The organism is Streptomyces sp. NPDC053750 (assembly GCF_044544295.1).
GTDB lineage: Bacteria > Actinomycetota > Actinomycetes > Streptomycetales > Streptomycetaceae > Streptomyces.
This window is the reverse complement of sequence record NZ_JBITXB010000016.1, coordinates 14,986-39,544: the sequence shown is the minus strand read 5'-3', so window position 1 is coordinate 39,544 and position 24,559 is coordinate 14,986. Positions and strand designations below refer to the sequence as shown.

The following is a 24,559-nucleotide window of genomic DNA, read 5'->3' as shown; positions in this document are numbered from 1 at the left end:
GCCCGCCAGGTGCCCCGTCACGGCCGGCGGAACCGGCCGCCGCGTCAACTCGTGCCGGACGACCGCCCGGACGACGGTCCGCACGACCGCGCCCGAGGCTGACGACGTACGCCGCTCACCACCGGATCGGCACCGGAAGCGCCGTCAGGAGTCCCGAGACCGCGACCACAACGCCCAGGGCGACGACCTCCGCGCGCGCGGGGGAGCAGGCGGCGAGCGGGTCGGCCGCGCGGCCCAGCCGGATCCTGGCCCACAGGGCGAGGGCGGCGACGGCGGCCACCAGGATCACCTTGGCGAGCAGGACCCGCCCGTACGCCGTGTCCGTCAGCTGGTCCGTGATCGTGCCCGCCGGCATCCGGCGCAGCGAACTGCACACCCCGGTCGCCGTGATGGCCGCGAGCAGAACGGCCGCCACGCGCGCGTAGAGCCCCAGCAGGGCCGGGCCCGCCGCGGCGTCCCGCCACTGCCGCAGGGTCCGCAGTGCGTACAGCAGCCCGCCCACCCACAGCGACGCGCACGTCAGATGGACGAGGGTCAGACCGGAGCCGATCAGCGGGCTGTACTCGGTGGTGGGGTGCGCGCGCAGCGCCTCTGCGACGATCACGGCGGCCAGGGGCCAGATCTGGAGGCCCGGCCGGCGCGAGGTGGCGCACAGGCCGGCCGCGAGGAACGCGTTGACCTCCAGCAGCGCGAGCTTGCCGTCACGGGACTCGTAGAGGCCGCCGACGTCGACCGCGGCGAGGCTGTCCGGCACCAGGTTGCCGGTGGCCACGACCGAGGCCAGCCCCAGCGAGGCGACGAACCCGGCGACGGCCGCGTACAGGGACCAGCTGCGGGGGTGGTCCCCCGGAGCGTCGGGGAGCTTCCGGGCCAGCCGGTTCACGAAGAGTTCGCCGACCGGGACGCTCAGCGCCGCGAAGAGCACCGTGCGCAGCAGGGCTATGCCGCCGGTGCCGGGCGCCTCGGCCTCCCCGGTGCCGTGCAGGGCGGGGGACGGGCCGAGGAGGGGTATCAGCGAGGCCAGCACCACCAGCACGAGGACGGCCACGGTGCGGCCGGTACCGGAGGGCCGCGCGTGCCGTCCGGTGTCGGCGGTCCGGGACGGGGGTCTGGTCAAGGTCACCTCAAGATCTTCACCAGTTCCTCCCGATCCGGGCAAGTTCCGGAAAAGAACCGGTGGTCCGGCATTCCGTACATGAGGACGTTTTCGGTCGCCGGGCGGTTCGACGGGGCCGGGGAGGCGATGAGTGACGCGTCACACCCACCGCGCCGCGTCCGCGCCCCAGGGCCCCGGCGGCCGGGCCCAGTCGACCGGTCCGCCCGCGAAGGAGACCGGCGACAGGGCGTACCGCAGCCGCCCCAGCGGACTGTCCCGCTCGGCGAGCCAGGGCTCGGGCCCCGTAAACGTCGCGTCGTCGGCGCCTGTCCGATCCGTCGGCGGCCCGTCGGTGAGCGAGTCCGGCGGGAGGGGATGCCGCAGCCGCCCGAGTCGGCTGCCCCGCTCGGTGAGCCGGGGCTCCGGTCCCGGGTGCGCGGCGTCGTCGGCGTCCGTCCCGCCCGGCCGGAGGCCGCCCGCCCCGCCCGGCCGGAGGCCGGACGTCAGCCAGGCCGCGGTTCGGGCCAGCGCCAGCCGGACGTACCGGCTGCCGCCCTCGTACGACTGCTCGGTCAGGGCCCGCAGTACCCCGGCCGCCAGGAGGTAGCCGGTGCCGTGGTCGAGGGCCTGCGCGGGGAGCGTCCCCGGACGGTCGGCCGTTCCCTCGACGACGGCGATGCCGGTGGCCACCTGCACCAGACTGTCGAAGCCGCGCCGCCCGGCCCACGGCCCGTCGGCGCCCCACGCCGACAACTGCGCGACGACCAGCCCCGCCCGGCGCCCGGCGAGCGCCTCGGGGGACAGCCCGAACCGGTCCAGCGCACCCGGCCGGTACCCGGTGACGACGACGTCGGCCGTACCGAGCAGTTCCTCGAACGTCTCCCGGTCGGCCGTCAGGTCCAGCGCCGCGGACCGTTTCCCGAAGCCCGTGTCGGCCTGCTGGTCGGGCAGTTCGGGCAGCCCCGGCGGGTCCACGCGCAGCACGTCCGCGCCCAGCAGGGCGAGCGTGCGGGTGGCGACCGGGCCCGCGATGACCCGGGTCAGGTCCAGCACGCGCAGCCCGGCCGCGGGCAGCAGGGGAGCGGAGGGAGAGGGCGAGGGAGGTGAGGGAGTCGAGGGAAGCGACGGGAACACGCGCGCGGGGGACGCGTCCAGCCGCCCACGTTCCACCAGCGGCATCCGGGCCACCGTCCTGCCCTGCGCGCAGGCCGCCCACTGCTCGGGCGTCCGCAGCGCCACGGCCAGTCCGCCGGCCGCGTACACGGCCTCCTCGACCTCCCGGGCCGACCGCTCGGCGAGTACCGACGCCACCGACTCCACCGTCGCCGGGTCCTGCGGCACCTTCAGCGCGGCCAGCAGCCGTTCCCGGTGGTGCGGATAGTTCGCGTGCGTCCGTACCCATCCGTCGGCCGTCCGCCACAGCCGCGACAGCGGCGCGAACGTCACCGGCTCCCGCCCGTCGACCCGCAGATGCCGCTCACTGGTGAAGGCCGCGGCGACCGCCCCGTCGTCCACCCGCACCCCGGGCACCTCCGCGAGCCCGGCCCGCCGTGCCGCCAGCTCGGCCGCCGCCAGCGCGCACGCGCCGACGCAGGCCCGCGCCGACTCCCGTACCGGAAGCCGCGCGTCGAGCGCCCCGGGGCGCTCGACGGCCGACACTCGGGAAACCAGGGCGGGATCGCCGCCCAACACGGACCACACTTCATCGATGCCTGCCATGAGAGGCACTATGCGGCATCGACCCGTGCGGCGGGCCGGTCGACCGTCCCGGCCCGCCGCACGTGGGCGGCACCGGCTACCGGGACACCGCGTCCAGCGCGTCGGTCATGCCCCAGCCGTAGAAGCCGTTGCGGTTCTTCGAGCCCTCGCACACCGCGTCGACCTTGCCGTCGCCGTCGATGTCGTACTGCTTGGTGCACGGCGTGGCGTCGGCCTGGGCGTACAGCAGGGCCTTGACCATCGCCGGGGAGGCGTACGGGTGCGTCGACTTGATGAGCGCCGCGACGCCCGCGACGTGCGGCGACGCCATCGACGTACCGGCCATGTAGCCCCACTTGCCGCCGGGCAGCGTGCCGAGGATCAGCCCGCTGGTGGCCGGCGGTTCCGGCTTCTGGTAGGCCGTCGAGTCGCCGCCGGGCGCGGCGATGTCGATGACGCCCAGACCGTGGTTGGAGAAGGACGACTTGAGACCCTTCGCGCCGGTCGACGCGACCGTCACGACGCCCGGCAGCTGGGTCGGGATGTCCAGGCACTCGGACGGGTCGACCACCCGGTCGCCGGGCGTGGTGTCGTTCGGGGAGGACGGGTCGGTGATCTCGTCGGAGGAGAGGTCGTAGTTCTCGTTGCCGGCCGCGGCGACGTTGACCGCGCCCTTCTTCTCCGCGTACCGCGAGGCTCGGGTGACGGCCTCGACGAGCGCCTTCTGGTCCGGGTCGTTCTTGCAGTTGAAGTACCAGGGGTCGGTGTAATAGCTGTTGTTGGTCACGTCGACGCCGTGCTCGGCCGCCCACATGAAGCCGCAGACCACGGCCTCGGTGTAGAAGAAGCCGTCGGGGTTGGACACCTTGATGCCCGACACCTTCACGCCGGGCGCCACGCCCGTCATGCCGACGCCGTTCTTGGCGGCGGCGATCTCCCCGGCCACGTGGGTGCCGTGCGGGCTCTCCGCCGCGCCGGGCCGCCAGGCGCCGTCGGTGGTGTCCGGCTTGCCCGACACGCAGTTGACGGAGGCGTCCCGGTCGAAGTTGGGCGCGATGTCCGGGTGGGTGTCGTCCACGCCCGTGTCGATGACCGCGACGGTCACCTTCTCGCTGCCCAGCGACTTCTCGTGCGCCTTGTCCGCCTTGATGGCGGGCAGGTCCCACTGGAGCCCCTGCAGCGGGTCCTGGCCCTCGGCGGCCTCGGCGGCGGCGACCTCCCTGCCGCTGAGCACCTTCGGGGCGCCCGTGTCGGTCGTCGCGGCCGAGGGCAGCGGCGCGGTACGCGTGGCACCGGCCGACTGCACGCCGCGGACCTTGCGGACGGACTGGGCGAAGTCGGGGTTCGAGGAGTGGACGACGATGACGCCGATCCGGTCGTACGACGTCACGATCGTGCCGCCGGCCTTGGCTATCGCCCGCTTCACCTGCGCCGAGGGAGCGTGCCCGGCACGGACGTTGACGACGTAGCTGAGCGAGGACGACGCGTCCTCGGCCGTGACCGGAGCAGCGGGCTCGGCGGCGGACGCCGGAACGCCCGGCAGGAACGCGAGGGACGCGGCCACGGCCATGCCGGCCGGGATCGCGAGGGCACGACGGTGACGCGGGTGGGGCACAGTCATGTGCGAAGTCTCCAGTTCGTTCGAGAGGGAGCCAGGTGGTTCGAGAGGGGACCGAAGTGCGAGAAAGAACCGAAGTCGGTGCCGGCGCGCGTCACTTCACCGCGCGCAGCGCGTTGACGACACCGAAGCCGTAGAAGCCGTTGACCTGCCTGCCGCCCTCGCACGTCGCGTCCTGCGCGCCGTCGCCGTCCTGGTCGTAGGAGGCCGGGCAGCCCGGGTTGTCCGCCTGCGCCTTCAGCAGCCGCTGCAACTGCGCCGGGGACGCCCAGGGGTGCTTCGACTTGAGCAGCGCGGCGACACCGGCGGCGTGCGGCGCGGCCATGGACGTGCCCTGGAGGTAGCCGTACGCGTTGCCCGGCATGGTCGACAGGATGCGGCCGTCCTTCGACGGCGTGTCCGGGATCTGGTAGCGCCGGTCACCGCCCGGCGCCGCGATGTCGACGACACCGTTGCCGTACGAGGAGTAGTACGACTTCTCCTTGTCGACGCCCGTCGCGCTGACGGTGACGACGCCCGGCAGCTGGGTCGGCACGTCGAAGCACGCGTGCGGGTCGATGGTCCGCGTCACCGGCGTGGAGTCGTCGGGGCTGGAGTCGTCGACGATGGCGTCGGAGTCCAGGTCGTGGTTGGAGTTGCCGGCGGAGGCGAGGTGCAGGGTGCCCTTGCGCTGGGCGTACAGCTGGGCCCGGTTGACCGCGTCGACGATGGCGCGCTGGTCCGGGTCGTCCATGCAGTTGTACAGCCACGGGTCCACGTAGTAGCTGTTGTTGGTGATCTCCACCCCGTGGTCGGCGGCGAACACGAACGCGCACACGACGTTCTCGGGGTAGAAGAGGCCGTTGTCCGGGTCGCTCACCTTGATGCTCGACACCTTCACGCCCGGCGCGACACCGGCGACGCCGATGCCGTTGCGGGCGGCGGCGATCTCACCGGCCACATGGGTGCCGTGGTAGTCCTCGGCGGTGTACGGCCGCCAGGCGCCCTCGCTGGTGTCCGCCCTGCCGCCGACGCAGTTGGCCGACTGGGACGCGGAGAAGTTCGGGGCGAGGTCGGGGTGGGTGTCGTCGACGCCGGTGTCGATCACGGCGACGGTGACCTTGGAGCTGCCGGGGTTGATCTTCGCCGCCCTGTCGGCGCCTATCGCGCGCAGGTCCCACTGGTCCGCCTCCAGCGGCTCGCCGGCCCCCGTGGCCGCGGAGGCCTCGGCGGTTTTCGCGGCCTGCTCGGCGGAGAGCATCCCGGCGGCGCCCTCGTCGGTCGTACCCGCGGCGGTCAGCGGCGTGGTGCGGGTCGCGCCCGCCGACTGCACGCCGCGGACCCCCCGCATCTCGGTGGCGAAGCCGGGGTTGGCCGAGTGGACGACGAGCACGCCGATCCCGTCGTACGCGGCGACCACCTCGCCGCCCGCCTCTGCCGTCGCCCGCTTCACCGAGGCGATCGTGCGCCGGTCCGTCCGCGTGTTGACGACATACGCCAGGCGGGGCGCGTCCTCGGCCCGCTCCGCCTGCGCGGCCCCTGCGGCGGGCTCCGCGCGCGGGGCGGCCGACGCTGCGGCCGGCAGGAAACCGAGCGACGCGGTCAGCGACAGCGCGACGGGTACGGCCAGGGCGAGCCGCCGTCTGGACCGCGGGGACCGCGACGAACGCGGCGCATGCAGATGATCCATGGGGTCTCCACATCATCCGGAAACGAAACCGGCCCGAGACACAGGTGGTGCTCGGGCAGGTACATGACGCAGTGGTGCAGGGCGAAGCTATCCCCCGAAGTCGCTGGCCAGCAATGACCCGCCGCGGGTGACTTCGGAAAGTGCCCGGGCGGTTGAACCGGGCCCCGCGAGGCGCCGTGTCGTTGGGCAGGGAGCCCGAGCACGATCAGCCCCTGCGAGAACACCGAGGTCCAAGCCGTCATGTCCGTCGTACGAGGAGACTCCGTGGCCACCGACGCCCCGCCCCCCGCGAAAGAGGAACGCCCACTGCCGTCCGCCGAGGAGTTCTCCGCAGTGCAGCAGAGCGCTGAGTTCGCCGAACTGCGCCACTCCTTCCGCTCCTTCGCCTTCCCGCTGACGATCGCGTTCGTCGCCTGGTACCTGCTGTACGTGCTGCTGTCGAACTACGCCGGCGGCTTCATGGGCACCAAGCTGTTCGGCAACATCAACGTCGCCTTCGTCTTCGGCATCGCCCAGTTCGTCACCACGTTCCTCATCGCCTGGTGGTACTCGCGGCACGCCGCCGCGAAGCTCGACCCCAAGGCCGAGGCCATCAAGTCCCGGATGGAGGGCGGCGCATGAGCCCCGCACAGACCGTTTTCGCCGCCGAACTCGCCGCCAACGAGGCCAGCGAGCACCGGCCGCTCATCATCACCCTCTTCGCCCTCTTCGTCCTCGCCACGCTCGGCATCACCGTCTGGGCGGGCCGCCAGACCAAGGACGCCGCCGACTTCTACGCGGGCGGCCGCCAGTTCAGCGCCTTCCAGAACGGACTCGCCGTCTCCGGCGACTACATGTCCGCCGCGTCCTTCCTCGGCATCGCCGGCGCCATCGCCCTCTTCGGCTACGACGGCTTCCTCTACTCCATCGGCTTCCTGGTCGCCTGGCTGGTCGCCCTGCTCCTGGTCGCCGAGCCGCTCAGGAACTCCGGCCGCTACACGATGGGCGACGTCCTCGCGTACCGCATGCGCCAGCGCCCGGTGCGCACCGCCGCCGGCACGTCCACCATCGTCGTCTCGATCTTCTACCTGCTGGCCCAGATGGCCGGCGCGGGCATCCTCGTCTCGCTGCTGCTCGGCATCACCTCCGACGCCGGCAAGATCCTCATCGTGGCCCTCGTCGGCATCCTGATGATCGTGTACGTCTCCATCGGCGGCATGAAGGGCACCACCTGGGTCCAGATGGTCAAGGCCGTCCTGCTGATCGGCGGCACCATCCTGATCACCTTCCTGGTGCTGCTGAAGTTCGACTTCAACATCTCCGACCTGCTGGGCACCGCCGCCGAGAAGAGCGGCCACGGCGCCGCCTTCCTGGAGCCCGGCCTCCAGTACGGCGCCAACGGCACCACCAAGCTGGACTTCATCTCCCTCGGCATCGCCCTGGTGCTCGGCACGGCCGGCCTGCCGCACATCCTGATCCGCTTCTACACGGTGCCCAACGCCAAGGCCGCCCGTAAGTCCGTGAACTGGGCGATCGGCATCATCGGCGCCTTCTACCTGATGACCATCGCGCTCGGCTTCGGCGCCGCCGCGCTCGTCGGACCGAAGGAGATCACCGAGTCCAACGCGTCCGGCAACACCGCCGCGCCGCTGCTCGCGCTGCACGTCGGCGGCGTCGACTCGGCCTGGGGCGCGATCCTGCTCGCCACGATCTCCGCGGTGGCCTTCGCGACCATCCTCGCCGTGGTCGCCGGCCTCACCCTCGCCTCGTCCTCGTCCTTCGCGCACGACATCTACGCCAACGTCATCCGCAAGGGCCAGGCCACCGAGAAGGAGGAGATGCGGGCGGCCCGCTGGGCCACCGTCTTCATCGGCATCGTCTCCATCGCGCTCGGCGCCCTCGCCCGCGACCTGAACGTGGCCGGCCTGGTCGCCCTGGCCTTCGCGGTCGCCGCGTCCGCCAACCTGCCGACGATCCTCTACAGCCTGTTCTGGAAGCGGTTCACCACCCAGGGCGCCCTGTGGTCGATCTACGGCGGCCTGATCGTCGCCGTCGGCCTGGTGCTGTTCTCACCGGTGGTCTCCGGCGACCCGAAGGCGATGTTCCCCGACGTCGACTTCGCCTGGTTCCCGCTGAAGAACCCGGGCCTCATCTCCATCCCGTTCGGCTTCGTCATGGGCTGGCTCGGCACGGTCCTGTCCAAGGAGGAGCCGGACAAGGCCAAGTACGCGGAGCTCGAGGTCCGGTCCCTGACCGGTACGGGCGCCCACTGATCCCACCCGGCGCGCGGCCCCGTCGTAGGTCCCTACGACGGGGCCGCGCCGTACGTCGTAGGGTTCGGCCCGCTGTCGATGTCGGACCCGTCGCGTAGGCTCGCAGGTGCAGGAGGAGACAAGTGCTCCGCCGATCCGCGTCGAGGGAGGGGGCCCACGTGCTCATCGACACCTACGGCCGAGTGGCCACCGACCTGAGGGTCTCGCTCACCGACCGCTGCAATCTGCGCTGCACCTACTGCATGCCCGAGGAGGGCCTGCAGTGGCTGGCCAAGCCCGATCTGCTCACGGACGACGAGATCGTCCGCCTCATCGACATCGCGGTCACCTCCCTCGGCATCGAGGAGGTCCGCTTCACCGGCGGCGAGCCCCTGCTGCGCCCCGGTCTGGTCGGCATCGTCGAGCGCGTCGCGGCTCTGGAGCCGCGCCCCCAGATGTCCCTCACCACCAACGGCATCGGCCTGCGGCGCACGGCGACGGCCCTGAAGGAGGCGGGCCTGGACCGGGTCAACGTCTCGCTGGACACCCTGCGCCCGGACGTCTTCAAGACCCTCACGCGCCGCGACCGCCACAAGGACGTCCTGGAGGGCCTGCGGGCCGCCCGCGAGGCCGGCCTGACCCCCGTGAAGGTCAACACCGTCCTGATGCCGGGGCTCAATGACGACGAGGCCCCCGACCTGCTCGCCTGGGCCGTCGAGCACGACTACGAACTGCGCTTCATCGAGCAGATGCCCCTGGACGCCCAGCACGGCTGGACGCGCGAGGGCATGGTCACCGCCGGGGACATCCTGACCTCCCTGCGCACCCGCTTCGAGCTGACCGCCGAGGGCTCCGAGGAGCGCGGCTCGGCCCCCGCCGAGCGCTGGGTCGTGGACGGCGGACCGCACCGCGTCGGCGTCATCGCCTCCGTCACCCGCCCGTTCTGCTCGGCCTGCGACCGCACCCGCCTCACCGCCGACGGCCAGGTGCGCACCTGCCTGTTCGCCCGCGAGGAGACCGACCTGCGCGCCGCCCTGCGCTCCGACGCGCCCGACGAGGAGATCGCCCGGATCTGGCGGCTGGCCATGTGGGGCAAGAAGGCCGGCGCCGGCCTCGACGACCCGACCTTCGTCCAGCCCGACCGGCCGATGTCGGCGATCGGGGGTTAGGGCCTCTCCGAGGTGTTCTCCGGGGGCTCCCAGTCGGCGAGCGGGACCACGTCCTTCAGGAACCCCCGCACCCCGAGGAACTGCGACAGATGCTCCTTGTGCTCGTCGCACGCGATCCACGTCTTGCGGCGCTCGGGCGTGTGGATCTTCGGGTTGTTCCACGCCAGCACCCACACGGCGGCGGAGCGGCAGCCCTTGGCGGAGCAGATCGGGGTGGTCTCGTCACTCACAGGTTCGTCTCACAGATCCACACAAAAGGCGACGCCGAGCAGCCACGGGGGGAGCTGCCCGGCGTCGGTCCGTCGCTCCGACGGGGGATGCGGAGCGCGTACGAAGTATGTCACGGGTCACCCGTCGCCCGGCACCGGAACCACATGATTCATCTGAGCATTTCTTCTGCCTGGCGTGGAATCGACGCCCGCCCCGACGACGGCTCCGCACTCACGACCGAGCGCGCGGTTCACCGGCCGCACCCGGCGCCGGATCGGACCCGGCGCCCTCCGGGACGGATTCCGCGGAACCGTCCTCGTCGTGCGACGGCATGATCATCGGCGGCGTCGGCGCCGTGACGAACGTCGACGGCAACGATGGCGCGTTCTCGCGCCCCGCGTTCGCGATCACCACGGCGATGTACGGCAGGACCGCCCCGAGGATCAGGGCCACGATCGCGACGTGCCGTTCCACGTTCCACAGACAAGCCGCGAGGACCACCGACACCGTACGGATCGACATCGAGATGATGTACCGGCGCTGGCGCGCGCGCACGTCGTCCTGGAGACCCGCCCGGGCCCCGGTGATCCGGAACACCTCGGCATGACCGCCGGTACTCAGCTTCCGCATCAGGTTCCACCATCCGCCCGCATCGGACTCTCCCCGCCCCACTTCCGTCCGGGGCCGCTCGGGGACGCCGGTCCCGGACAACTCCCCACGTTACGCCGCTCCTGCGCCGCCTACGAGACCGGGGCACCCTCGCTGCGCGCGCACGGCATGCGCCGCGGTACGCAGGCGGGGTACCCCGTTCGGCCGTACCCGGAATGCGCCGTACGCGGTACGGCCGAAAACTGGCTGCAATGCTCGCGTAAGCCGTATGAGGAGGCAGCCATGGGCTGGTTGTGGGCGATCATCGTCGGATTCGTGCTCGGTCTGATCGCCAAGGCGGTCATCCCCGGGAAGCAGCACAGCCCCCTGTGGCTGACCACCATCTTCGGCATCCTCGGTGCCATCGCCGGCAACGCGATCGCCCGGGCGGTCGGCGTGGGCGAGACCTCCGGCATCGACTGGTGGCGGCACCTCTTCCAGCTGGTGGCCGCGATCATCATCGTCGCCGTCGGTGACGCGGCGTACATGGCGGTGCGGGGCAACAAACGGCGTGAACGGGCCTGACGGCCCCCGACCCGTACGGCGCAGGGGCCGCGAGGACCGAGGCGGCGGGGTCTGGGGCGGCGGGGGCTGGGGCCGACGAGGTCTCCGGCACCCGCAGGGCACCGGAGACCGCCGCCTCCTCCCGTGGGCGCTCAGGCCCCGGTGACCTCCACCGCGGCCAGGTTCTTCTTGCCGCGGCGCAGCACCAGCCAGCGTCCGTGCAGCAGGTCCTCCTTGGCGGGGACCGCGTCCTCGCCGGCGACCTTGGTGTTGTTCACGTAGGCGCCGCCCTCCTTCACCGTGCGGCGCGCGGCGGACTTGCTGGCGACCAGGCCGACCTCGGCGAACAGGTCCACGACCGGGCCGAGCTCGGTCACCTTGACGTGCGGCACCTCGGAGAGGGCCGCGGCCAGCGTCCTGTCGTCCAGCTCCGCCAGATCGCCCTGGCCGAAGAGGGCCTTGGACGCGGCGATCACCGCGGCCGTCTGATCGGCGCCGTGCACCAGCGTCGTCAGCTCCTCGGCCAGCGCGCGCTGCGCGGCGCGGGCCTGCGGACGCTCCTCGGTCTGCCGCTCCAGCTCCTCCAGCTCCGCACGGGAACGGAAGGACAGGATGCGCATGTACGTCGAGATGTCCCGGTCGTCCACGTTCAGCCAGAACTGGTAGAACGCGTACGGCGTGGTCATCTCCGGGTCGAGCCAGACGGCGCCGCCCTCGGTCTTGCCGAACTTGGTGCCGTCCGCCTTGGTCATCAACGGCGTCGCGTAGGCGTGGACGGAGGCGTCCGGCTCCAGGCGGTGCAGCAGGTCCAGGCCGGCCGTGAGGTTGCCCCACTGGTCGCTGCCGCCCTGCTGCATCGTGCAGCCGTACCTCCGGTAGAGCTGGAGGAAGTCCATCGCCTGGAGCAACTGGTAGCTGAACTCCGTGTAGCTGATGCCCTCGGAGGACTCCAGCCGCCGGGCGACGGAGTCCTTCGTCAGCATCTTGTTGACGCGGAAGTGCTTGCCGATGTCCCGCAGGAACTCGATCGCGGAGAGGTTCGCGGTCCAGTCGAGGTTGTTGACCATCACCGCGGCGTTCTCGCCCTCGAAGGACAGGAACGGCTCGATCTGGCCGCGCAGCCGCTCCACCCAGCCCGCGACGGTCTCCGGCGAGTTCAGCGTGCGCTCCGCGGTCGGGCGCGGGTCACCGATCTGGCCCGTCGCGCCGCCGACCAGCGCCAGCGGCCGGTGACCGGCCTGCTGGAGCCGGCGCACGGTGAGCACCTGCACCAGGTGCCCCACGTGCAGGGACGGCGCGGTCGGGTCGAAACCGCAATAGAACGTGACGGGACCGTCCGCGAGCGCCTTGCGCAAAGCGTCCTCGTCAGTGGACTGGGCGAACAGCCCGCGCCACTTCAGCTCGTCGACGATGTCCGTCACGGTTCTCGTGTCTCCTACGTACTCATGAACACTGATGATCTTCAGGCAGTCGAGTGACAGCCGACTACGAGGTTATACGCCCTGACTGACAGAGCTCATATTGAAATCGGGGACGCGCAGCGCGGGCATCGCGGCCCTGGTGAACCAGTCGCCCCACTCCCTGGGCAGCGTCTTCTCCGTCCGCCCGGCCTCCGCGGCCCGGCCCAGCAGGTCCACCGGCGACTCGTTGAACCGGAAGTTGTTCACCTCGCCGACGACCTCGCCGTCCTCGACGAGATAGACACCGTCCCGGGTCAGCCCGGTCAGCAGCAGCGTCGCCGGGTCGACCTCGCGGATGTACCACAGGCAGGTCAGCAGCAGGCCGCGCGCGGTGCCGGCGACCATCTCGTCCAGGGAGCGGTCGGGGTCGCCGCCGTCCAGGACCAGGTTGCCGATCGCCGGCGCCACCGGCAGCCCGGTCAGCCCGGCGCTGTGCCGCGTGGTGGTCAGCCGGTGCAGCTCACCCGCGCGGATCCAGTCGGTCGCCCCGACCGGCAGCCCGTTGTCGAAGACCGACTGGTCGCCGCCCGAGGAGTGCGCGACCACGAAGGGCGCGCACTCCAGACCCGGCTCGTGCGGATCACTGCGCAGCGTCAGCGGCAGCTCGCCGAGCCGCTCGCCCGCGCGCGTGCCGCCGCCCGGCTTCGAGAACACCGTCCGCCCCTCGGCCGCGTCCCGGCCCGACGCCGACCAGAACTGGTAGATCAGCAGGTCCGCGACCGCGGTCGGCGGCAGCAGCGTCTCGTACCGGCCCGCGGGCAGCTCCACCCGCCGCTCGGCCCAGCCGAGCCGTACGGCGAGCTCCGCGTCGAGCGCGGCCGGATCGACGTCCTTGAAGTCCCGCGTGGCCCGCCCCGCCCACGCCGACCGGGTACGGTCCGGCGACTTGGCGTTCAGCTCCAGCGTCCCGTTGGGCTGGTCGTGGCGGAGCCGCAGCCCCGTGGACGTGCCCACGTACGTCGACGTCATCTCGTGGTTGGCGAAGCCGTACAGCTCCCGACCGCCGGCGCGCGCGCGTGCGAACGCCTCCCCGAGGGCCGGCGCGAAGTCGGCGAACACGGCCGACGACGTCTCGGCCGGCGCGTCGGTGAAGTCCGGCGAGGCCGGCACACCCGTGACCAGCGGCTGCGCGTCCTCGGCGGGCCCCGCGCCGCGCGCGGCGGCCTCGGCGGCGCGCACCAGGGGCTCCAGCTCGTCCACGGTCACGGCCGAGCGCGACACGACCCCGGACGCCGTGCCCTCCTGCCCGTCGACGGTGGCGACGACGGTGAGCGTGCGCCCGCGCGTGACACCGTTGGTGGTGAGCGCGTTGCCCGCCCAGCGCAGGTTGGCGGTGGACTCCTCGTCGGCGATGACGACGCAGCCGTCCGCCCGGGACAGCTCCAGCGCCCGCTCGACGATCTCGTGCGGCCTGCTCGTGCGCGCGCTCATCGACCCGCCTCCTGGGTGGTGTTGAGAATGGTGACGCCCCTGAAGAGGGCGGACGGGCAGCCGTGCGAGACGGCCGCGACCTGCCCCGGCTGGGCCTTGCCGCAGTTGAAGGCGCCGCCCAGGACGTACGTCTGCGGGCCGCCGACGGCCGCCATGGAGCCCCAGAAGTCGGTGGTCGTCGCCTGGTAGGCCACGTCCCGCAGCTGCCCGGCGAGCCGCCCGTTCTCGATCCGGAAGAACCGCTGCCCGGTAAACTGGAAGTTGTAGCGCTGCATGTCGATCGACCAGGACCGGTCCCCGACGACATAGATCCCGCGCTCCACGCCCCCGATGAGATCCTCCGTCGACAACCCGCCCGGATCCGGCCGCAGCGACACGTTGGCCATGCGCTGCACGGGCACATGGGCGGGGGAGTCGGCGTAGGCGCACCCGTTGGACCGCTCGAACCCGGTGAGCCTCGCGATCCGCCGGTCGAGCTGGTAGCCGACCAGCGTGCCGTCCTTCACCAGGTCCCAGGACTGCCCCTCGACGCCCTCGTCGTCGTACCCGATGGTCGCGAGGCCGTGCTCGGCGGTGCGGTCGCCGGTGACGTTCATCAGCTCCGAGCCGTAGCGCAACGTGCCGAGCCGGTCGAAGGTGGCGAAGGAGGTACCGGCGTAGGCGGCCTCGTAGCCGAGGGCGCGGTCCAGCTCGGTGGCGTGGCCGATGGACTCGTGGATGGTCAGCCACAGGTTGGAGGGGGCGACGACCAGGTCGTACAGCCCCGCCTCGACGCTCGGCGCGCGCATCTTCTCGGCCAGCAGCTCCGGGATCCCGGCCAGTTCCGCGTCCCAGTCCCAGCCGGTGCCGGTCAGGTACTCCCAGCCGCGCCCGGCCGGCGGCGCCAGCGTGCGCATGGAGTCGAACTCGCCGCTGGAGTCGTCCACCGACACCGCGGTGAGCACCGGGTGCAGCCGCACGCGCTGCTGGGTGGTCACGGTGCCGGCGGTGTCGGCGTAGAACTTGTTCTCGTGCACGGTGAGCAGCGAGGCGTCGACGTGATCGACCCCGTCCGCCGCCAGCAGTCGCGCGCTCCAGTCGGCCAACAGGGCCGACTTCTCGGCGTCGGGCACGGTGAAGGGATCGATCTCGTACGACGAGACCCAGGTCCGGTCGGCGTGCACGGGCTCGTCGGCGAGCTCGACCCTCTCGTCCGACCCGGCCGCCTTGATCACCTGCGCGGACAGCTTCGCCATCGCCACCGCCTGCGAGGCGACCTTGGCGGCGGCGTCCATCGTCAGGTCCACCCCCGACGCGAACCCCCACGTACCGCCGTGCACCACGCGCACCGCGTACCCGAGGTCGGTGGTGTCCGAGGACCCGGCGGGCTTGGCGTCCCTGAGGCGCCAGGAGGCGTTGCGCACCCGCTCCAGCCGGAAGTCCGCGTGCTCGGCGCCCAGCGCACGCGCGCGTGCGAGCGCGGCGTCGGCGAGGGCGCGTAGCGGGAGTGCCGTGAAGGCTTCGTCGATGCTGTGAGGCACCTGCGTCTCTTTCTGTCGACGTGACCGGTCGTCTGCCGCGACACCGGGGGCTGCGCCGCATCATGTCGCGTCGGGCCGGACGGGGACCACACCTTTCCGGCTGGGGCCGAGCCCTTTTCTGTAGGGACCCGACAGTCAGCCCCCTAAGCCACTGTGGGTGCCCGATTCTTCGCGGAGGGGCGGGGACCGATAGGTTTTCGAGGAAGCCGCCTGTTCCATCGCCGCCTGTCAACCGGGTGTTCGGGCGGGTACCAGAACGCTATCGAAAGGGTGATCCGTTGAGCCGCTCGGTTCTCGTCACCGGAGGCAACCGGGGCATCGGCCTCGCCATCGCCCGAGCTTTCGCCGACGCCGGCGACAAGGTCGCGATCACGTACCGCTCGGGTGAGCCACCCGCCGGCTTCCTCGCCGTCAAGTGCGACATCACCGACAGCGAGCAGGTGGAGCAGGCCTACAAGGAGATCGAGGAAGCGCACGGTCCCGTCGAGGTCCTGGTCGCCAACGCCGGCGTCACCAAGGACCAGCTGCTGATGCGCATGTCCGAGGAGGACTTCACCTCCGTCGTCGACACCAACCTCACCGGCACCTTCCGCGTCGTCAAGCGCGCCAACCGCGGCATGCTGCGCGCCAAGAAGGGCCGCGTCGTGCTCATCTCCTCGGTGGTCGGGCTGCTCGGCTCCGCGGGGCAGGCCAACTACTCCGCCTCCAAGGCCGCCCTGGTCGGCTTCGCGCGCTCCCTCGCCCGTGAGCTGGGCTCGCGCAACATCACCTTCAACGTCGTCGCGCCCGGCTTCGTCGACACGGACATGACCAAGGCGCTCACCGACGAGCAGCGGTCGAACATCGTGTCGCAGGTGCCGCTCGGCCGGTACGCACAGCCGGAGGAGATCGCCGCGACGGTGCGGTTCCTCGCGTCGGACGACGCCTCGTACATCACTGGAGCCGTCATCCCCGTTGACGGCGGACTGGGAATGGGTCACTGATCACCATGAGTGGAATTCTCGAGGGCAAGCGCGTCCTGATCACCGGTGTGCTGACGGAGGCCTCCATCGCCTTCCACGCCGCGAAGCTGGCCCAGGAGCAGGGCGCCGAGGTCATCCTGACCGCGTTCCCGCGGCCCACGCTGACCGAGCGCATCGCCAAGAAGCTCCCCAAGCCCACCAAGGTCATCGAGCTCGACGTCACCAACGACGAGCACCTCGCGCGCCTGGCCGACGTCGTCGGCGAGGAGCTCGGCGGCCTCGACGGTGTCGTGCACTCCATCGGCTTCGCGCCGCAGGACGCGCTCGGCGGCAACTTCCTCAACACGCCGTTCGAGTCGGTCGCCACGGCCATGCACGTCTCGGCGTTCTCCCTGAAGTCGCTGACCATGGCCTGCCTGCCGCTGATGCAGAACGGCGGCTCGGTCGTCGGCCTCACCTTCGACGCGCAGTTCGCCTGGCCGCAGTACGACTGGATGGGCCCGGCCAAGGCCGCGCTGGAGGCCACCAACCGCTACATGGCCCGTGACCTGGGCAAGCAGAACATCCGCTGCAACCTCGTCTCGGCCGGCCCGCTGGGCTCCATGGCCGCCAAGTCCATCCCGGGCTTCAGCGAGCTGGCCTCCGTGTGGGACAGCCGGTCCCCGCTGGAGTGGGACCTGAAGGACCCGGAGCCCGCCGGCCGCGGGATCGTCGCGCTGCTGAGCGACTGGTTCCCGAAGACCACGGGCGAGATCGTCCACGTCGACGGTGGTCTGCACGCCATCGGCGCCTGACCGGTCGTCTTCCCGGGCCCGCATCCTTTCGGGGGTGCGGGCCCTCGGCGTGTCGGGCCGTACGGCCGTACGGCCGGTGCCGATGGGAAGCGCGGGCGGCGTGAGTCAGCCGCCGGCGGGCGCGGCGAACCGGCCGGGGCGGCACAGGAACGGATAGCCGGCCGCCTCCGCCCCGGCCGTCCCCGCGTCGCCCGCGCGGATCGCGTCGACCAGGCGCGTGTGGTCCATGTGCGTCTCGGGCGTCAGCTCGCTGCCGACGTCCTCGCGCAGCCAGTCCCGCATCACCTCGCCCAGATCCGCGTACATCGCGGTCATCACGTCGTTGTGCGAGGCGGCCACGACGGCCAGGTGGAAGGTCGCGTCCGCCGCCACGAAGGCCTCCGTGTCGCCCGACGCCCAGGCCTCCTCGCGGCGCACCAGCAGCGCGTCGAGCTGCTTGAGGTCCTTCTCCGTGCGCCGCTCGGCGGCGAGTCGGGCGGCGGCGGACTCCAGGGTGGAGCGCAGCTCGGCGATGTGCCGGGGATCGGCGTCGGCGAACCGGCGCTGCATCACACCCGCCAGCTCGCTGGTCGCCACCACGTACGTGCCGGAGCCCTGGCGGATGTCCACCAGACCGTTGTGGGCCAGCGCGCGAACCGCCTCACGGACGGTGTTCCGGGCGACTCCGAGCTGTTCGACCAGCTCGGGCTCGGTGGGGATGCGGGAACCGACCGGCCACTCGCCCGAGGCGATCTGCTGCCGCAGCGACGCGATGACCTGCTCGGACAGCGCCGAGCGACGGGGATGGCTCAGAGGCATGACTCACCTTCGCACGCGAGTGGACAACCAATCATCCCATGATTCTATGATGGGCCTCATGGCTAGTGACGAAACCCGGACGGAGACTCGTACGGAAACCCGGACGGAGACGCAGACGACATCCCGAACGACCCGGGTGCCGGACGAGGCGCCCGGCACGCGCGCGTGGACGGCGTGGACGACCCGCCTGCTCATCCTCGGCATCGTCCTGGCCGCACTGAACCTGCGCCCCGCCATCACGAGTCTCGGCGCGCTCCTGGAGGAGGTCCGCGACGGGCTCGGCATGAGCGGCGGCGTGGCCGGACTGCTCACCTCCGTGCCCCCGCTCTGCTTCGCCGTCTTCGGGGTCGCGGCCCCGCGCTTCGCCCGCCGCTTCGGACCGGGCGCCGTGGTCTGCGCGGGCATGGCGGCCATCACCGCGGGCCTGCTGATACGCCCGTACGCAGGCGGCACGGCGGGCTTCCTGGCCGCCACCGCCCTCGCGCTGATGGGCATCGCCGTCAGCAACGTCCTGATGCCGGTCATCGTCAAGCGGTTCTTCCCCGACCGGGTCGGCTCCATGACCGGCCTGTACTCCATGGCCCTCGCCTTCGGCACCTCGATTGCGGCCGCGGCGACCGTGCCGGTGACGAACGCCCTGGGCGGTCACTGGCAGCCCGGCCTCGCGGTGTGGGCCGCGCTGGGGGCCGCCGCCGTACTGCCCTGGATCCCGTTCGTACGGGGCCGCAGGGCGCCGGCCACCCCGTCGACGCCCGCCCGGGACACTGCTTCGGGTGCCGCCGAGCCCGCGACCGAGGACCGGGCCGCGGAGCAGCCCGCCGAGCAGCCCGCGCTGCGGATCACCCGCAGCCGCACGGCCTGGGCGCTCGCCGTTTTCTTCGGCCTCCAGGCCACCGCCGCCTACATCACCATGGGCTGGATGGCGCAGATCTACCGGGACGCCGGTGTGTCCGCCGGCACCGCCGGACTGCTGCTGGCCGTCATCATGGTGATGGGCGTGCCGCTGGCCTTCGTCATCCCGCGCGTGGCGACACGCCTGCCGCACCAGGGCCCGATCGTGCTGGTACTGGGCGTGTGCGGACTCGCCGGATACGCCGGCCTGTACTTCGCCCCGGCCGGCGGCGCCTGGGCCTGGGCCCTGCTGCTCGGCGTCTCCAACTGCGCCTTCCCGCTCGCGCTGACCATGGTCGGGATGCGGGCCCGGACGGGCGTGGGCGTCGCCCAGCTGTCCGCCTTCGCGCAGAGCACCGGCTACCTGATCTCCATCCCGGGCCCGCTCCTGGTCGGCGTGCTCTACCAGCACAGCGGCGGCTGGGGCCTGCCGATCGCGCTGATGAGCGCCCTGATGGTGCCGCAGATGATCGTCGGCTTCCTGGCGGGCCGCGACCGCACGGTGGAGGAGGAGGCGGCCCGCTGACCTCGGTGCGGGGGGCGGATGCGAGAATTGCGCCATGCCAGTCCTCGACCCGAACCCCCAGCACGGCCAGAAGAAGATGCTGATCGTCTTCGGTTCCTTCCTGGCGATCTTCGTGATCATCGGCATCATCGCGACGATCGCCTCGCCGTGACGTCCTTGCCGTGACGTCCTCGCCCTGACCCTCTCGGCCGCCCGGTGGTGGGGTTAACCCCCCATCCCCTAGGGGGCGAGGGTCAGGGTCAAGTGGGTGGACTTCCGGATGGGTTGGGGCCCGCGGATTCCGTAGCTTCGAGATGTGCCCGCGACAGGCGGGCCGCGGCCCGCGGACCAGGGACGCTCGAAGACCAGCGGAGGCACTCATGTCGGCCCCTACCTACACCCGGCCTCCCCAGGCGACCAGGGGCGGCGTCGAGACCCGGCTGCCCTGGTGGGCGCTGGCCCTGCCCGCGCTCGCCTTCGTCGCGCTGCTGTTGCTGATACTCAACCCGGCGGACGCCCACGCGACCACCGACGCCCCCGCGGTCACCCACCTCCTGGAGCGCCTGGAGCAGCTCCTCACGCGCTGAGACCGGAGCGTCGGGAGCCGGGGGCGGGGATCCGGACGGATGCCCCGGTCGTGCCTCCCACCGGTGAATCCGCATGTCAACTCCCTGCGCCCCGTGGCCTGTTTCATGCGAAGCTGGATGCCATGAGCGTCGCAGAACCCCGCAGGATTGTCCTCTTCCGGCATGCGAAAGCCGACTGGCCGCAGGTGAACGACCATGAACGGCCGCTCGCCGATCGGGGCCGCCAGGACGCCGCAGAGGCCGGACGCCGGCTGGCGGACACCGGCATCCCCTTCGACCAGGCCCTGTGCTCCACCGCGACCCGGACCCGCGAGACGTGGAAGCTCGCCGTCCAGGAGTTCCCGCAGCGGCCGAAAACCGTCTATGAGGAGCGGATCTACGAGGCCTCGCCCGGCGAGCTGATCGCCGTGCTCAACGAGACCCCCGACGACCTGCAAAACGTGCTGGTGATCGGCCACAACCCGGGCATGGAGGGACTCGCCGAGATCCTGGCCGGCTCCGCCGAGGAGGACGTCCGCGAGCGGATGGGCCGCCGCGGGTTCCCGACCGCTGCCTTCGCCGTCCTCTCCTTCACGGGCTCCTGGAAGGACGTGGAGCCCGGCAGGGCCTCCCTGGTCGACTACTGGGCACCGACGGACTGAGCCCGTCCCGGACAGGGGCCCCACACCTCACAGGGCGACAGGGCCCGGCACCCATGCGGTCCGGGCCCTCGCCGTACGGGCTCCCAGTCCGTCGACGGGTGGCTCAGAGTCCGTCGAGGTGCGTGCCGAGGTCTCCGGCCAGCGTGTCCGCCGCCTCCACCTCTTCGCGGGTGATGCCGAGCAGATACAGGACCGTGTCCAGGAAGGGCACGTTCACCGCGGTGTGCGCCGCCTCGCGCACCATCGGCTTGGCGTTGAAGGCGACCCCGAGCCCCGCCGCGTTCAGCATGTCCAGGTCGTTGGCGCCGTCCCCGATGGCCACGGTCTGCGACAGCGGTACGCCCGCCTCGGCGGCGAACCGGCGCAGCAGCCGCGCCTTGCCGGCCCGGTCCACTATCTCCCCGGTGACCCGTCCGGTCAGCCTGCCGTCGACGATCTCCAGCGTGTTGGCCTGGGCGAAGTCCAGCCCCAGCCGCTCCTGCAGATCGTCGGTGACCTGGGTGAAGCCGCCGGAGACGACGCCGACCTGGTAGCCGAGCCGCTTCAGGGTGCGGATCAGGGTGCGGGCGCCCGGCGTCAGCCGCACCTCGCCGCGCACCTTCTCCACCACGGAGGCGTCCAGCCCTTCCAGCAGTGCCACGCGCGCGTGCAGGGACTGCTCGAAGTCCAGCTCCCCGCGCATCGCGGCGGCGGTCACCTCGGCGACCTTGTCCTCGCAGCCGGCGTGCGCGGCGAAGAGCTCGATCACCTCGTCCTGGATCAGCGTGGAGTCCACGTCCATCACGACCAGGCGCTGCGCCCGCCGGTGCAGCCCGGCCGAGACGACCGCGACGTCCACACCGAGTGCCGAGGCCTCGGTGGCCAGCGCGGTGCGCAGGGGCTCGGTCTCCACACCGGACACCGCGAACTCGACGGCGGTCACCGGGTACTTGGCGAGCCGGAAGATACGGTCGATGTTGCCGCCGGTGCCGGTGATCCGGGCCGCTATGGCGGCTGTCGCCTCCGCGGTGAGCGGGTGTCCGAGCACGGTGACCAGGGAGCGGCCGAGACCGCGCGGGCGGTTGTCGCCGGTACCGGAAATGATCTCCGCCTGCAGCTTCATCGACTCCGCCCAGCTGTGGACGGTCGCCCGCAGGTCGCCCTCCAGGCCTCGGGGCGGCTCGGTCACGAGCGCGCACAGCACGATCCGGCCACGGGTGACGACCTGCTCGATGTCGACGACGTCGACGGAGTAGGCGGCGAGGGTGTCGAACAGGCCGGCCGTGATGCCAGGCCGGTCCTTGCCGAAGATCTTGACGAGGAGAGTGGGAACGTCAGAGGTCTGCGTAGCGCTCATGGTGTTCCCACCGTATCCGGCACGCGGTGCCTTTCGCGCCCGAGGTCCGCCTGACGGACACGGCCCGGGTCGGGGTCAGTCCCTGGGGCGCCGTGGCGGCGGCGGGGGAGGCGGGGGCGGCGGTCCCTCACCCCAGCGGGAGGACGGCCGCCTTCCGGGACGTCCCCCGCCCCCTTCCCCGCGCCGCGGAGGCCGCCGCGACCCTCCCGGGGGCGGCTCCAGCGGCCCGGCCACGGTGGGCGCGCCATGCACGTCGTCGTCGGCCCCCTGTCCTACGCCGTCGGACTGCCGTCCAGCGTTGTCGGCCTCCTGTCCTGCATCGTCGGGTTGCGCACCGGCGCTGCCGTGCTCCTCGTCGGGCTGCCGTCCCGTGCCGTCATGCCGAGGCCCCGCGCCGTCGGGCAACCGGCCTGCGGGCAAGCGCTCCCCGCTCCCCGCGGCCCACCCCGCCCCGGGCGGCGCATCCTCCGGTTCCTCCGAGAGCCGAAGGTACGGATTGGTGTCGGGGCGGGGCGGCCGGTACGGCACCCCCGGCCGGTAGGGCCCGGAGAACGGCCCGCCCCCCACCGCGCCCCCCGAACCCGCACCGGCGCCCGATCCAGGGCCCGCCGATCCCTCACCGGAGCCTGGGGCAGGGCCCGAGCCCTCACCCGGACCCCAGCCCGCGCCTGCCCCCGGTGCCTCGCCCGGGCCCCAGCCCGCGCCTGCCCTCGGTGCTGGGGGTGGCCCCGAGCTTGAGCCCGAGGCCGAGGCCGGGGCCGAGCTCGGGCCCGAGCCTGATCCGGGGGCCTCGCCCGGACCCCAGCCCGCGCCTGCCCTCGGTGCTGAGGATGGCCCCGGGCTTGAGCCCGAAGCCGAGCGCGGGCCCGAGCCCCCGCCCGGGCACGCGCCTGATCCCGGGGACTCGTCCCGGCCCCAGCCCGCGCCTGCCCACGCGTCGGATCCCGCACCCGGGCTCCAGCCCGGTGCCGAACCCGCGTCGGATCCCGCACCCGGGCTCCAGCCTGGTGCCGAACCCGCGTCGGATCCCGCACCCGGGCTCCAGCCTGGTGCCGAACCCGCCCCGGACCCCGAACCCGAGCCCGCGCTCGAACCCGAGCCCCGGCCCCAGCTCGTGCCCCCGGCCGCATGTCCTGCCACCCCGGTCGCACCGGCCGCCCCAGTCACGCCGGTCACCCCAACCATCCCGGCCACCCCCACGGCACCCCGTGCCAACAGCGTTGCCCGTCGGCCCGTCGCCCCGGTCGCGCGGGCGAGCAACGCACCGGCGACCCCCGCGCCCGCGCCCCACACCGCACCCAGCAGCAGCGCCGTGCCGAGGCGCCCGTGCAGCTCGATGCCCGCATCGAACGCGTCGACGCCCAGGACCGAGAGCGAGGCGTCCACGGACACCTCCGTCAGCCAGGCCAGCAGCGGCAGCGCCAGCGCGGTCGCGACGCCCAGCCGCAGCCCACACCGCCCCGCGAAGCCGAACGAGCCCGCCTCGTCCCGTGCCACCGGCGTCCGCACCGCGGTCAGCACCCCGGCCAGCAGCATCATCAACGCCGCCGCCACCCCCAGCAGCCACACCCGCCCGTCCAGCTCCGCCAGCCGCCCCAGCGTGACCGGCTCCTCGGCACCGACGCTCAGCAACTCGTCCAGCGGATCCGGGAGCACCCGGACCAGCTCACCGGTGGCCCGCCCGTCCCACGGCACGAAGAGGCCGACGGGCACACCGAGCCACGCACCGTTCGGCGCCCCCAGCAGTGCCGCTCCCGCGATCCGCCGTGGATGGTCGTCGCCGATCGCCGCGTACGCCGCCGCCGCGAAGCCGGCCGCCACCGCCGTCAGCGCCACCGTGACGAGGGCGGAAGCGGCCGGCCGCACCACCCGGTGGAGGGCCTCGCACCCGCGCGGCAGGGGAGTGCGGCGCGAGGCGAGCAGCGCGATCAGCAGGACCCCGGCGGACCAGGCCAGCCCGCCCAGCAGCGTCGGCACGGTGTCGACGGTGAAGCCGACCGCGGCCTCGGCGTCGACGAGGTCGCCGATCCGGTCGGGCAGCAGCCCGCCGATGTCCCCCACGTCACCGAGCCCCGGGATCTCGAGACCCCCGCTCCCTCCGCCGCCGGGCAGGTCGTCGAGCCCGAGCGAGCCGCCGTCGATCGTGACGACGTCGTGACCCGCCCAGGCCAGCCCGCCCAGCATCGCCACGAACAGGCCGACCACCGCGCCCGCACGCGCGAGGAGTTCGGCCGGCGCGACCACGACTCCGGCCGCCCGCAGGGACCGTAGGAAGAAGAACGACAGGAGGAGCGCGCCGACCAGCCCCACGCCCAGTGGCGCGATCTCGATGGCCGTGTGCGCCTGGGCCCCTTCCAGCCCGAACACGGACACGTCCCCGGCCGGCGAGACCGAACCACCCGCCCCGAGGGCCACCACCGCCGCGGTCATCGGCCCCAACGAGCCCGCCGCGTCCGCGTCCAGCAGATGCAGACCGAGCGCCGCCGTTCCCGCCATCCCGATCAGCGCCCAGCTCACGGAGGCGATCGCGGACATCAGGACGTCTCCCCACGGCACCCCGGTGCCGTACCCCTCGCCCGTGCCGCTCGTGGACGCGCTCATGGCAGACCCCCCGATCCGCGGCGCGGCGCAGTTGCCGCGCATGTCCCTCTCGCGTGGATTACCACTCTCCGGGCCGGTTTCAACCCCGTCAACGGCAGCGGCCGGTGGGTGCCTACGCAGTTTTCACAAGGCCCGACTTTCGGTCAGGGGGCCGAGCCTGAAATAGTTCCCCCCGATGTTCGACATCCCT

The 24,559-nt window shown here is 72.4% G+C and carries 21 protein-coding genes and 1 pseudogene; 10 read left to right on the top strand and 12 right to left on the bottom strand.

Going from position 1 to position 24,559, the window contains the following annotated elements:
* Nucleotides 1–115: 115 nt before the first annotated feature.
* From ACIGO6_RS32670 to ACIGO6_RS32655, 4 genes are all read right to left on the bottom strand, one after another.
* Nucleotides 116–1,123, bottom strand: coding sequence for a CopD family protein (locus tag ACIGO6_RS32670; protein ID WP_399882645.1), 1,008 nt, complete (start codon nucleotides 1,121–1,123; stop codon nucleotides 116–118).
* Nucleotides 1,124–1,255: 132 nt separating this feature from the next.
* On the bottom strand, nucleotides 1,256–2,815 hold the full coding sequence (locus ACIGO6_RS32665; protein WP_399882643.1) for a CoA transferase: 1,560 nt from the start codon (nucleotides 2,813–2,815) through the stop codon (nucleotides 1,256–1,258).
* 76 nt (nucleotides 2,816–2,891) lie between these two features.
* Entirely contained in the window at nucleotides 2,892–4,415 is a 1,524-nt protein-coding gene (locus tag ACIGO6_RS32660) for a S8 family peptidase (protein WP_399882641.1), read from the bottom strand.
* Between the two features lie 91 nt (nucleotides 4,416–4,506).
* Nucleotides 4,507–6,081 (bottom strand): S8 family serine peptidase, encoded by a 1,575-nt coding sequence (locus ACIGO6_RS32655; RefSeq protein ID WP_399882639.1) that lies wholly within the window; start codon nucleotides 6,079–6,081, stop codon nucleotides 4,507–4,509.
* Nucleotides 6,082–6,345: 264 nt separating this feature from the next.
* On the opposite strand from ACIGO6_RS32655, the gene ACIGO6_RS32650 reads away from it, so the two are divergent.
* From ACIGO6_RS32650 to moaA, 3 genes are all read left to right on the top strand, one after another.
* Complete coding sequence (locus ACIGO6_RS32650; RefSeq protein ID WP_399882637.1) at nucleotides 6,346–6,702, top strand: DUF485 domain-containing protein; 357 nt, start codon at nucleotides 6,346–6,348, stop codon at nucleotides 6,700–6,702.
* A complete protein-coding gene (locus ACIGO6_RS32645) occupies nucleotides 6,699–8,333 on the top strand; it encodes a cation acetate symporter (protein ID WP_399882635.1) in 1,635 nt (544 codons plus the stop codon). Before ACIGO6_RS32650 ends, ACIGO6_RS32645 begins: the two co-directional genes overlap by 4 nt.
* 158 nt (nucleotides 8,334–8,491) lie before the next feature.
* A complete protein-coding gene (gene moaA, locus ACIGO6_RS32640; RefSeq protein WP_399882633.1) occupies nucleotides 8,492–9,481 on the top strand; it encodes a GTP 3',8-cyclase MoaA in 990 nt (329 codons plus the stop codon).
* Here moaA and ACIGO6_RS32635 read toward each other — a convergent pair.
* Both ACIGO6_RS32635 and ACIGO6_RS32630 read right to left on the bottom strand, forming a co-directional pair.
* A complete protein-coding gene (locus tag ACIGO6_RS32635) occupies nucleotides 9,478–9,711 on the bottom strand; it encodes a hypothetical protein (protein WP_399882631.1) in 234 nt (77 codons plus the stop codon). The genes moaA and ACIGO6_RS32635 overlap by 4 nt on opposite strands.
* Nucleotides 9,712–9,922: 211 nt before the next feature.
* On the bottom strand, nucleotides 9,923–10,321 hold the full coding sequence (locus ACIGO6_RS32630; protein WP_399882629.1) for a DUF3099 domain-containing protein: 399 nt from the start codon (nucleotides 10,319–10,321) through the stop codon (nucleotides 9,923–9,925).
* Nucleotides 10,322–10,582: 261 nt separating this feature from the next.
* Between ACIGO6_RS32630 and ACIGO6_RS32625 the strand changes: the two genes are divergently transcribed.
* Nucleotides 10,583–10,864, top strand: a complete 282-nt coding sequence (locus tag ACIGO6_RS32625; protein ID WP_399882627.1) for a GlsB/YeaQ/YmgE family stress response membrane protein — start codon at nucleotides 10,583–10,585, stop codon at nucleotides 10,862–10,864.
* 131 nt (nucleotides 10,865–10,995) lie between these two features.
* Here the strand turns inward: ACIGO6_RS32625 and tyrS are convergent, their stop codons facing one another.
* The 3 genes from tyrS to ACIGO6_RS32610 form a co-directional block, all read right to left on the bottom strand.
* On the bottom strand, nucleotides 10,996–12,264 hold the full coding sequence (gene tyrS / locus ACIGO6_RS32620; RefSeq protein WP_399882625.1) for a tyrosine--tRNA ligase: 1,269 nt from the start codon (nucleotides 12,262–12,264) through the stop codon (nucleotides 10,996–10,998).
* Between the two features lie 72 nt (nucleotides 12,265–12,336).
* Nucleotides 12,337–13,734, bottom strand: a complete 1,398-nt coding sequence (locus ACIGO6_RS32615; protein ID WP_399882622.1) for a metallopeptidase TldD-related protein — start codon at nucleotides 13,732–13,734, stop codon at nucleotides 12,337–12,339.
* Nucleotides 13,731–15,254 (bottom strand): TldD/PmbA family protein, encoded by a 1,524-nt coding sequence (locus tag ACIGO6_RS32610; RefSeq protein WP_399882620.1) that lies wholly within the window; start codon nucleotides 15,252–15,254, stop codon nucleotides 13,731–13,733. Before ACIGO6_RS32610 ends, ACIGO6_RS32615 begins: the two co-directional genes overlap by 4 nt.
* A 278-nt stretch (nucleotides 15,255–15,532) precedes the next feature.
* Between ACIGO6_RS32610 and fabG the strand changes: the two genes are divergently transcribed.
* Together fabG and fabI are read left to right on the top strand one after the other, a co-directional pair.
* Nucleotides 15,533–16,237 carry a 3-oxoacyl-[acyl-carrier-protein] reductase gene (gene fabG / locus ACIGO6_RS32605; protein ID WP_399882618.1) on the top strand — a complete coding sequence of 235 codons (705 nt, stop codon included), beginning with the start codon at nucleotides 15,533–15,535 and terminating at the stop codon, nucleotides 16,235–16,237.
* A 5-nt stretch (nucleotides 16,238–16,242) separates the two neighbouring features.
* Nucleotides 16,243–17,010 carry an enoyl-ACP reductase FabI gene (gene fabI / locus ACIGO6_RS32600; protein WP_399882616.1) on the top strand — a complete coding sequence of 256 codons (768 nt, stop codon included), beginning with the start codon at nucleotides 16,243–16,245 and terminating at the stop codon, nucleotides 17,008–17,010.
* Between the two features lie 105 nt (nucleotides 17,011–17,115).
* Here fabI and ACIGO6_RS32595 read toward each other — a convergent pair whose 3' ends face one another.
* Entirely contained in the window at nucleotides 17,116–17,808 is a 693-nt protein-coding gene (locus ACIGO6_RS32595; protein WP_399882614.1) for a FadR/GntR family transcriptional regulator, read from the bottom strand.
* Between the two features lie 46 nt (nucleotides 17,809–17,854).
* Between ACIGO6_RS32595 and ACIGO6_RS32590 the strand changes: the two genes are divergently transcribed.
* The 4 genes from ACIGO6_RS32590 to ACIGO6_RS32575 all read left to right on the top strand — a co-directional run bounded on the left by ACIGO6_RS32590 (nucleotide 17,855) and on the right by ACIGO6_RS32575 (nucleotide 20,432).
* Nucleotides 17,855–19,225: a CynX/NimT family MFS transporter gene (locus tag ACIGO6_RS32590; RefSeq protein ID WP_399882612.1), complete on the top strand. Its 1,371-nt coding sequence runs from the start codon at nucleotides 17,855–17,857 to the stop codon at nucleotides 19,223–19,225.
* A gap of 34 nt (nucleotides 19,226–19,259) precedes the next feature.
* Entirely contained in the window at nucleotides 19,260–19,376 is a 117-nt protein-coding gene (locus tag ACIGO6_RS32585; RefSeq protein WP_365619499.1) for an SGM_5486 family transporter-associated protein, read from the top strand.
* Between the two features lie 208 nt (nucleotides 19,377–19,584).
* Nucleotides 19,585–19,791 carry a hypothetical protein gene (locus ACIGO6_RS32580; protein ID WP_399882610.1) on the top strand — a complete coding sequence of 69 codons (207 nt, stop codon included), beginning with the start codon at nucleotides 19,585–19,587 and terminating at the stop codon, nucleotides 19,789–19,791.
* 122 nt (nucleotides 19,792–19,913) lie between these two features.
* The gene (locus tag ACIGO6_RS32575; RefSeq protein ID WP_399882608.1) at nucleotides 19,914–20,432 is read left to right on the top strand and encodes a SixA phosphatase family protein; all 519 of its coding nucleotides are present in this window, start codon (nucleotides 19,914–19,916) and stop codon (nucleotides 20,430–20,432) included.
* Nucleotides 20,433–20,535: 103 nt separating this feature from the next.
* On the opposite strand, the gene serB is transcribed toward ACIGO6_RS32575, so the two are convergent.
* On the bottom strand, nucleotides 20,536–21,768 hold the full coding sequence (gene serB, locus ACIGO6_RS32570; RefSeq protein ID WP_399882606.1) for a phosphoserine phosphatase SerB: 1,233 nt from the start codon (nucleotides 21,766–21,768) through the stop codon (nucleotides 20,536–20,538).
* A 759-nt stretch (nucleotides 21,769–22,527) separates the two neighbouring features.
* Nucleotides 22,528–24,369 (bottom strand): annotated as a pseudogene (locus ACIGO6_RS32565) (streptophobe family protein); the annotation flags it as partial.
* Nucleotides 24,370–24,559: the final 190 nt, after the last annotated feature.

Coding starts and splice junctions, on each gene's coding strand:
- serB (WP_399882606.1), bottom strand. CDS start 21,768: ATGAGCGCTACGCAGACCTCTGACGTTCCCACTCTCCTCGTCAAGATC.
- fabI (WP_399882616.1), top strand. CDS start 16,243: ATGAGTGGAATTCTCGAGGGCAAGCGCGTCCTGATCACCGGTGTGCTG.
- ACIGO6_RS32625 (WP_399882627.1), top strand. CDS start 10,583: ATGGGCTGGTTGTGGGCGATCATCGTCGGATTCGTGCTCGGTCTGATC.
- ACIGO6_RS32660 (WP_399882641.1), bottom strand. CDS start 4,415: ATGACTGTGCCCCACCCGCGTCACCGTCGTGCCCTCGCGATCCCGGCC.
- ACIGO6_RS32665 (WP_399882643.1), bottom strand. CDS start 2,815: ATGGCAGGCATCGATGAAGTGTGGTCCGTGTTGGGCGGCGATCCCGCC.
- ACIGO6_RS32585 (WP_365619499.1), top strand. CDS start 19,260: ATGCCAGTCCTCGACCCGAACCCCCAGCACGGCCAGAAGAAGATGCTG.
- ACIGO6_RS32655 (WP_399882639.1), bottom strand. CDS start 6,081: ATGGATCATCTGCATGCGCCGCGTTCGTCGCGGTCCCCGCGGTCCAGA.
- ACIGO6_RS32645 (WP_399882635.1), top strand. CDS start 6,699: ATGAGCCCCGCACAGACCGTTTTCGCCGCCGAACTCGCCGCCAACGAG.
- ACIGO6_RS32615 (WP_399882622.1), bottom strand. CDS start 13,734: ATGAGCGCGCGCACGAGCAGGCCGCACGAGATCGTCGAGCGGGCGCTG.
- ACIGO6_RS32630 (WP_399882629.1), bottom strand. CDS start 10,321: ATGCGGAAGCTGAGTACCGGCGGTCATGCCGAGGTGTTCCGGATCACC.
- ACIGO6_RS32595 (WP_399882614.1), bottom strand. CDS start 17,808: ATGCCTCTGAGCCATCCCCGTCGCTCGGCGCTGTCCGAGCAGGTCATC.
- ACIGO6_RS32580 (WP_399882610.1), top strand. CDS start 19,585: ATGTCGGCCCCTACCTACACCCGGCCTCCCCAGGCGACCAGGGGCGGC.
- ACIGO6_RS32575 (WP_399882608.1), top strand. CDS start 19,914: ATGAGCGTCGCAGAACCCCGCAGGATTGTCCTCTTCCGGCATGCGAAA.
- ACIGO6_RS32590 (WP_399882612.1), top strand. CDS start 17,855: ATGATGGGCCTCATGGCTAGTGACGAAACCCGGACGGAGACTCGTACG.